Origin of the sequence: Parafrankia discariae (genome assembly GCF_000373365.1) — a bacterium.
GTDB lineage: Bacteria > Actinomycetota > Actinomycetes > Frankiales > Frankiaceae > Parafrankia > Parafrankia discariae.
Map to the genome: position 1 here is coordinate 1 of NZ_KB891118.1, position 8,106 is coordinate 8,106.

Here is an 8,106-nt window from a genome sequence, read left to right on the forward strand (position 1 = left end):
CGACGATGCGGGAGGCGTCTTCCCCGATCACGCCTTTGGGGATGCGGACGAGGAGGATCCCGCCGCGGTCCAGGACCTGCCGCAGGTCCACGGTGGAGGGTCCGGCGGCCAGGGCCTGGCGGGCGAACGTGCGCAGGAGTAGGGCGCGGAGTTTGTTCAGGATCGGGCCGATCGCCGCCGCGCGGGCACCGTCGGAGAGCCGCTCGTACCAGGTCCAGAAACTAGCCAGGATCGGATCGGTCACCCCCGTGGTGGCTTTACGTCGGGTGTCCGGTTCGGTGAGGACCTTGACGACATCGCCCAACGTCGGGGTGATCCCGGTGCGGGTGCGCCGTTCCAACAGAGTCAGGCAGGTCGCGCGCAGCAGGTCATCGGTCCGCGGCCCCCACGAGTCAGCCCAGATCCGGCGGAAGATCCCCACCAGCTGGTCGGTGGCCAGATCGGCGTCGCCGCCGTCGAGAATGTTCAGGCACGGCGGGGGCACGGGGTCCTCGGGGTCGAGGAGCACGACCCGGTCGGCGGCGTCCGCGGGCAGGCGGGCCAGGACGTCGTTGACCAGGTCGCCTTTCGGGTCGAAGACCGCCAGCCCGCGGCCGGCTTCCGCATCGGCGAGGATCATGTTCGCCAGCAGCGTCGACTTCCCCGACCCGGTCGCGCCGACGACGTGAACATGGTGGCGGGCATCGGCCACCTTCAGGCCGACGTGGCGACGCCGGCCGGCTTCGCTCTCCCCGAGCGGCTTGACCCGGGGTCCGGCCTCGGGGATCCCGGCCGGGGGTGCGACGGCCGCGGCCCCGGCCCGCGACAGCCCCGGCACCGCGGTGTCGAGGGGGAGATGGGCGAGGGCGGCGAGCTCACTGACGGCGAGCAGGTCCCCGCGCCGCAGCCGCCGGGCGGCCAGCAGCGGCACCGGGTGCGCCAAGCGCAGGCGGCGCAGATAGTTGTGCCCGGAGTAGAGGGCGAACGCGCTCGCCAGGGCGTGGGCCCGCCCGCGCAGCATCATCACCGCGGCCTTCTGCCCGGTCTTGCTCATCGGCGGGGCGAGATGCGCCGCGGCGTAGGTGACCGTCGCCTCCCAGCGGGGGCCGACCGCTTTGAGGCCGATCGCACGGGACGCGGCGGAGTCCTCCGGCGGTGTCGGCCCGGCCTTGCCCACCACCTGCCCAGGGGCCGGGCGTGGCCCAGCATGAGGGGTGATCAGATCAAGGGCGCGGCTGAGCAGGCTGGGGGTGTACTGGCCACGCTGACGCGCCGCCGCCCGCCGCGCCAGGCGCAGCCGCCGGCCGGTCACCGGCCGGGCCAGCAACTGCACCACCGCCGCCTCACCATCATCAAGTTCGGAAGCGGCACTGAGGAGCGAACGGATCGGATCACCCGAGGGGTCGGCGCGCAGCGGGAGCACGTCGACCTGGGCCAGACGCAGCTGCCCACCGATCGCCAGCGCATAGTCCGGCAGCGGCGCGCTCGCGGGCCGGGTCGTGGTCCGGGCGCCGGGCCACGCCGCCTGCACCGCCCGCTCCACCATCCCCGGGGGCACCGGGCCGGGGACCCACAGCCGGATCACCGTCCCCGCGCGGGTGGCGAGCAGTTCCCAGCCCAGATGCGGCTGGCCGTGCAGCAACCGGGCCCAGAACGGGCGTTGCAGGCCACCCATCTGACCCCAGAAAATCTCCGCGGCGTGGGCGGACACCTCGGGCGGGGTGAGGATCTCCACCGTCCGCGCCCCCTCGCACAGCACCGCATGCCGATGGGCCCGGACCCGGCCGCGGCCGTAAGCGGCGGCCAGCAGCAGAACGACGGCGAGCAGGGCCAGCGGCCACCAGCCGGCGTGGCCAGCCAGCCACGCCTGCAGACCGGAGAGGATCCGGTCGGGGTCGGTGAACCACCCCGGCAACTCCGGCGCCGGAGCCGGGGGCGGAGGGGGTGGAGGAGGGACGGGGGGAAGCCCCGACGGAGGGGTTGGAGCAGCGAGAATCATGCATGCCTCCAGGCATACGAGCAGGACAAACAGGACTCAGCAGAGGTGAGGCGGGTCCGAGTGGTGCCGCCGCCGGGATTCCGGGCGGCGGCACCACGACCCGGCGCAGAGAGGCCGGGTTAGAACGGGTCGGCGTCGTCGTCCACCGGCCGGCGGACCAGCGGCCGGCGAGGGCCCCGACCCGGCCCGGTCGCCGCGACGGCGGGGCGTTCGCCCCAGCCCGGGTCGAACGGGCCCTCGTCGGGGTTGGTCTCGGCGGCGGTGGTGTCGGCCGGGTCTGTGGTGATCAGGGCGTGTTCGGCGGGGGAGGCGAGGGCGTGTAGGGCGGTGCGCTGCCCGCTCCCGGTCAGCAGCAAGGCATCGCCGGGGCCGGCGGTGAGGAGCTGGGTGGTCTCGCCGTCGGTGAGCTTGTAGACCCGGCGCAGCTCGTCGATCACGCTGGGGTCCTGGCGGAGCAGGATCTGGGTGGCGCTGTTGGCGATGACCGCCCGGCCGAGCTCGGAGCTCAGGAGGTCGGCGGAGTCCTGGGTGACCACGGCCAGACCGGCCCAGTGCTTGCGGGCCGCTTTCGCGAGCCGGTAGAGGAAACGGGCGCCGGCGGGGTGGGCCATGAGCAGCCAGCCCTCGTCGACGACGACGAGACGCCGTCGTCGTTTCGTGGGGTCGGCGATGGTCCGCCAGATCGCGTCCAGGGTGAGCAGGGTGCCGGCGGCTTTCAGCTCGTCGGGCAGGGCGCGCAGCGAGTAGACGACGAGATGCCCGGTCGGGCTGGTGGTGGTCGCGTGGGCGAACAGGCCGGCGTGCGAGCCGGTGACGAACGGGGCGAGGCGGGCGGCGAGCGTCGGGCCGGCCGGGTCCTCCGCGCTGCGCAGGGCGGTGGCGACGTCGGCGAGCAGCGGGGCGGGTCGGGTCCAGGTGGCCTGGTCGTGGGTGATCCCGGCAGCGCGGTAGGCGCTGAGGATCGCCGCGTCCAACGCCGCCCGGCCCCCCGCGCCCAGACCACCGCCGTCATCGGCGGTGGGTTCGCCAAGCAGGGTGGCGATCAACGTGTGGCAGAACAGGGCGCGGCGGGTGAGGAGGTCGGGGTCGTGGTGGGAGTGGGCGGGCAGGTCGAGGGGGTTGAGGCGCACCCCGGGCTCCCCCAGGGCGAGGCGGGTGCCCCCGACGGCGGCGGCGAGCCGGCTGTACTCGTCCTCCGGATCCACCACGGCGACCTCAACACCCTGGTACAGGGACCGCAGAACGTCGAGCTTCATCAGGAAGCTCTTGCCCGCCCCGGAGGCGCCAGTGACGACCGAGTTGTAGTTCGGCTGCGCCCACCGGTCATGGGCCACGATCCCGGCGGAATGCTGGTTCGTGCCGAAGACGACCGGAGCGGCCCCGGGGCGGTCCGGGTCGGGCAGGGGCAGGTCAGGGGTCGTGAACGGGATCCCGGCTGCGAGGGCCTGGGTGTCCATCGCCCGGCGAATCTGGAGCAGGTCCAGACCTAGGGGCAAGGTGCTCACCCAGCCCTGCACCGTGCGGTACCGGGCCCGGCGCACCGTGAGCAGCAGACTGTGCGCCAGCGCGGTGACCCGCGCCGCTTCCTCGGCGAGCTGCTCGCGGGTGTCGGCGTAGACGGTCAGATACAGCCCGGTCCGGAACAGCCGTGCCTCACCACGCGCGACCTGACGGGCCAGCTCCCCGGCGTCCTGGGCGGCGGCGTCGAGCTCAGGGTCGGCGAGCCGGCCGGCCGCGGCGTCGGCGCGGCGGCCGGATTCGAGCCGGCCCAGCTGGCGACGCAACCGCAGCGCCGCCACCGCGGGCGGGGTCGGGTCGATGTGCAGGGCGACATCGAGGCGACCCGGGTAGGCCAGCAGCGGCTCCATCCACCCGGGGCCGACTTCACGCGGGTAGCCGACCACGGTGATCGTGGTCGCGCAGATCCCGCTGACCTCGATCTGCCCGGCATCGACCACCAGCGCGGGCGGGGTGAACAGCGCCGGACCCTCGACCGGCAGCAGCTGCCCCGGCCCCTGCCCGCGGCTGGGGCGCAGGGGTCGGCGGCTGCGTGACGGCGCGCCCTGCTCGGCGATGTGCCGCCGGTTGCGGCGGCTCATCGGCGGCCTCCAATCCGCGCCGGTCCGAGGACCGGACCCGAAGCGGTGACACGGTCGGGCGGTGGTGGGCCTGCCGGGTCGGCGGCCGAGGCGAGCAGACCTGTCAGCTCGGGACCAGTGAGGATTCGTCCGCGTAGGCCGGCGGCGGCGAGCAGGCCGAGGGCTTCCTCGAGGCGGCGCGCCGCCGCCGCGGCGGCGCTGTCTCGGCCGCCGCGCAGCGCGGGGATGGGTTCGTAGGCGGTGAGCAGGATCTGCCGGCTCCGCAACCGCCGGCTCGCCGCGATGTCGCCGAGGAAGTTGGCGTGGTCACGGGCCGCGGCGGCCAGCGCCGGGTGAGGCGCCTGCTCGGCGAGGGTGCGTAGCCGGTCGGTGTGCGGGTCGAGGTGGACCGGGACGCCACGGATGGTGATCTGGATCCGGCCGGACAGCGCGTTGAGCATCCGCGCATACCCGGCGACCTTCCGCCCGGTGTCACTGTCGCCGGCGAGGGCGAGGTTCACGCCTTGGACTTCGGCGACGACACCGACCGCGCCGCGTAGGTCGATCACCCCAGCCGCGTCCACCCCGCCGGCCAGCGGCCTCGCCGGCACCGGGTGACGGCGGCGGGCGGCGGGGATGTCGGGTAGCCAGCCGGGCTGCGCCGGGATCCCTTCGGGGGCGGTGAGGTGGAGCTTGGGGGCGCGGTGGTGGGCGAGGGCGGCGGCGGCGTATCGGTCGGCGGTCAGACCGCCGCGCTGGCCGAGTGCGAGCGCGGCGCCGCCGCCGAGTAGCGGCACGACCAGCACCGCCACCACCGGCAACGGGAGGTAGGGCGAGGCGGTCCAGTAGACCGCGACCGCGAGCAGGACCGGAGGGGCCAGCAGCGTCAGCTGACGGGCAGTCAACCCGGCCAGGATCCGATCCGGGCGATCCACATCGGATGGAATCCGAACCCGTTCCGATCTTGATGTTTCGGGCATAGCAAACACGACCTTTCAGGCCACAGATAGATAAGAGGGAGAAAGGGAGAGCGCCGGAGGCGGCGGTCAGATCAGAGGGGGATGCCGAGCTTGTGGAGGCCCTGGCGCAGCAGCCGGTACTTCACCAGCGACACGACGGTGGATTTGCCGCCGCCCATGACGGTGCGCATCACGGTGGACTGCAGGCGGATCGCGACGTAGAACAACCCGGCCGCGGTCAAAATGTTGCCCAGACTGTCCGCCACGCCCACGGGATGGAACGCCCCGTCGTCAGTGGCGAACAGCACCCGCACACCCAGCACGAGCAGCACCGACTGGCCGACCTGCACCGCCAGACAGCCCGCCGTCGCCCGCCAGTACAGGTTCGCGACGTGCTCCGTCCACGGCAGCCCCCGGCAGATCAGCATCAGCGGACCGGCGACCGCCAGCCCCATCAGCACGATCACCCGGATCACCCAGCCGACGAGCAGCATCACGATCATCCCGACCACGCCGAGCAGCAGCAGGACCAGGAAGATGCCGTGGATCCGCCCCGCCGCCAGCACCGTCAGCAACTCGCTGAACGCCCCGCTGGCATCGAACCCACCCGTGGTCGTAAACGCACGGCTCAGCGCGTTCGCGGCGGAGATCGACCAGCCGATCAGCGGCAGACTCAGGTTCGCCTCCCCGAACCCGAGGATCATCCGAGGCAGCATTTCCTTCGCGGTGGCGCGGGTCTGCACACTGTCGTAGCCCATCGCCGCGACCCCACCGGCCATCAGCACCAGCAGCATCACACTGTTCGCGAGGACCACGCTGCCCGCCCACAGCTGGCGGACCCGCGGCTGCTCCGTCACATCCGGGGTGCTCAGGATGGTCTGGCCGAGCAGACGCACGACCGGCTCCAGCGCCGCTTCGACGAGTCCCTCAAACCAGCCATTGATCGCCCGAAGGATCCGCCCCGGGATGTCCGCCCAGCCGAACAGCGCGCCCACCACCCCACCACCACCCCCGTCGCCCTCCGACCCGGGGGCGGTCGGTGCCGGTTCCGGGGACGGTGGCGCTGGCACCTGTCCCGGCACCGTGGTCGGTGCCGACTCCCCAGCGGAGCCCTCGGGGGAGGGCCCGCCGGAGGGAGCGGGCGCATCCCCGCCGGAGGGGGCCGGCACGGCCGGGGGGACCTGCAGCCCGGGGTCGGCGGGTTCCACCTGCGGTGCCGGAGGGCCCGCCGGAGCCGGTGCGGCGGTCGACGCTGACGGTGCGACCGGGACCGCGGCCTGCGCCCCCGCCACCCCCAGCACACCCGCACCCACCGCCAGCACGCAGCCGACCACCCCGACCCGCCACCCCCACACCCGGGGCCACCGCGGCGTCCGCGAGGTCGGGAGCATCAGGCGCCGACCACCGAACGCAAAGCCTTCAACACCAACGGCGCGAGGACCGCGAGGCTGTACCCGATCGCCGCGTTACGGAACGCGCCTTTCGCGCGCTCCACCTCCCCGGGATCCCCACCCGCGCTCCCGTACCGCGCGGCCCCGAGGGTGAAGAAGAACGTCGCGACCGTGGCCAGGATCCCCATCAGCCAGTTCCTCGCGTTGTTCAACACCGTGTCCAGATCCGGCGCGGTCGAGACCGGCGCCGGTGGCGGAGGCGCCTGCTGCCCGGTCACGACCGCCGCCGCCCCCGCCACATCGCAGAGCACGACCAGCAGCACCACGACGACCACGCACCCGACCCAGAGCCGGAGCAGATCCTCACGCCGCCCTCGCCGCGGCGACGGGTCCACCGCGACCCCGCCCGCCCCCAGGAGCAGGATCGCCAGCGAGCCGGCCAGCGCCGCGCAGCCCACCCGGGCCAGGTCCCCCACCGACCCGAACGGCACCAACACCCCCGCCCCGCCCGGCGCACCGGCGGGCTGTACCAGCAGCCACCCCGCCGCGGCCAGCCCCCCGGCCACCCCCAGCCACACCATGGGAGGCCGAACCGACCCCCACAGGCGGCGCACCGCGCCGCCTACGGTGCGTACAGCCCTGCCCGCCTGCCGGAACAGGCTGCGACCTCGCCCCGTCATCGGCCCTCACCCATCCCCGGGCCAACCCGACCGGCCGCGACCGCGGCCACCAGGTCCCGTTCCGCCCGGCGGCGACGCACCGCCAACTCCTCACCCGGGGTACGACCCCGCGCGGACAACTCCGCCAACGCCACCCCCCGCACCCGGTTCGCCACCAGCAACCGCGCGTCCACCGGGCTGATCACCGCCCGTTCGGTCGCCTGCGCCAGCAACCACCGCGCGTCCAACCACGGCCAGCGCGGCACCGCGTCCAGGACCGGAATGTCCATCCCGGGCTTGCGGTAGGACACCACCTCCACCAACCCCGCCCGGAACGCCCCGAACACCAACCGCGCCGGGATTCCCCGCGCCCCCACCGGCAGCCCGGACAGCACATCGACAAACCCGGTCAGCACCTCCGCGTCGAGATCGGCGATGTCACCGCGGTAGGCCGGGGCCAGGCTGGCGGCGATATGCCGCAGCGCCGGCATCGCCATCCCCACCGCCGCCACCTTCCACGCATCCACCTCCCGCGAACGCAGGAGAAACGCCCACACCGCCTGCCGCGTCGCCACCGACGTCTGCGGCCGGGCCAGCTCCACCCGCAATTCCCGCAGGCCGAACCAGCGGTCCGCCATGCCCGGGACATCAGCGCCGTTAACACCCACCCCGGCGGAGGAATCCGCCAGCGTCAGGAACGCCGCCTCCACCAGATCCAACGATGATTCCGTCGTGTTCCCAAAGTCGTGTACCGCCATGAGTGGACTCCCGTCCGTGAGGCCCTGTGTTCCGGTCGACCCCAAGGACGCCACACCCCATCTGACGGTGATCTGACACTCATCCACACCCAGGTCAGCGCGGCAAAGAGGCATCCGGACGCGACCTGACGGTGATCTGACACTGATCTGACAGTGATCTGACTCTGATCAACAACATCACCGCGAACCCCGCAGATGATCAGAGTCAGATCAGTGTCAGATCACCGTCAGACGCCCTGGACTTCACTCGGACCCGAACAGCCACCCGAACACCAGCGCCCCT

The 8,106-nt window shown here is 73.2% G+C and carries 6 protein-coding genes; all 6 read right to left on the reverse strand.

All coding sequences use genetic code 11. From position 1 onward, the window contains the following. Positions 1–1,894: helicase HerA domain-containing protein (locus tag B056_RS35305; RefSeq protein ID WP_018500948.1), on the reverse strand; the 1,894-nt coding region annotated here is incomplete at its 3' end. A gap of 203 nt (positions 1,895–2,097) precedes the next feature. Next, the gene (locus B056_RS0105775) at positions 2,098–4,077 is read right to left on the reverse strand and encodes a VirB4 family type IV secretion system protein (RefSeq protein ID WP_018500949.1); all 1,980 of its coding nucleotides are present in this window, start codon (positions 4,075–4,077) and stop codon (positions 2,098–2,100) included. Next, positions 4,074–5,036, reverse strand: a complete 963-nt coding sequence (locus B056_RS0105780) for a PrgI family protein (RefSeq protein WP_035750252.1) — start codon at positions 5,034–5,036, stop codon at positions 4,074–4,076. Before B056_RS0105780 ends, B056_RS0105775 begins: the two co-directional genes overlap by 4 nt. Positions 5,037–5,107: 71 nt before the next feature. Further along, positions 5,108–6,010 carry a hypothetical protein gene (locus B056_RS0105785; protein WP_230202844.1) on the reverse strand — a complete coding sequence of 301 codons (903 nt, stop codon included), beginning with the start codon at positions 6,008–6,010 and terminating at the stop codon, positions 5,108–5,110. A 395-nt stretch (positions 6,011–6,405) separates the two neighbouring features. Further along, positions 6,406–6,987, reverse strand: coding sequence for a pilin (locus B056_RS0105790; RefSeq protein ID WP_018500952.1), 582 nt, complete (start codon positions 6,985–6,987; stop codon positions 6,406–6,408). 95 nt (positions 6,988–7,082) lie between these two features. After that, positions 7,083–7,775, reverse strand: a complete 693-nt coding sequence (locus B056_RS0105795; RefSeq protein ID WP_230202845.1) for a hypothetical protein — start codon at positions 7,773–7,775, stop codon at positions 7,083–7,085. Positions 7,776–8,106 lie beyond the last annotated feature (331 nt).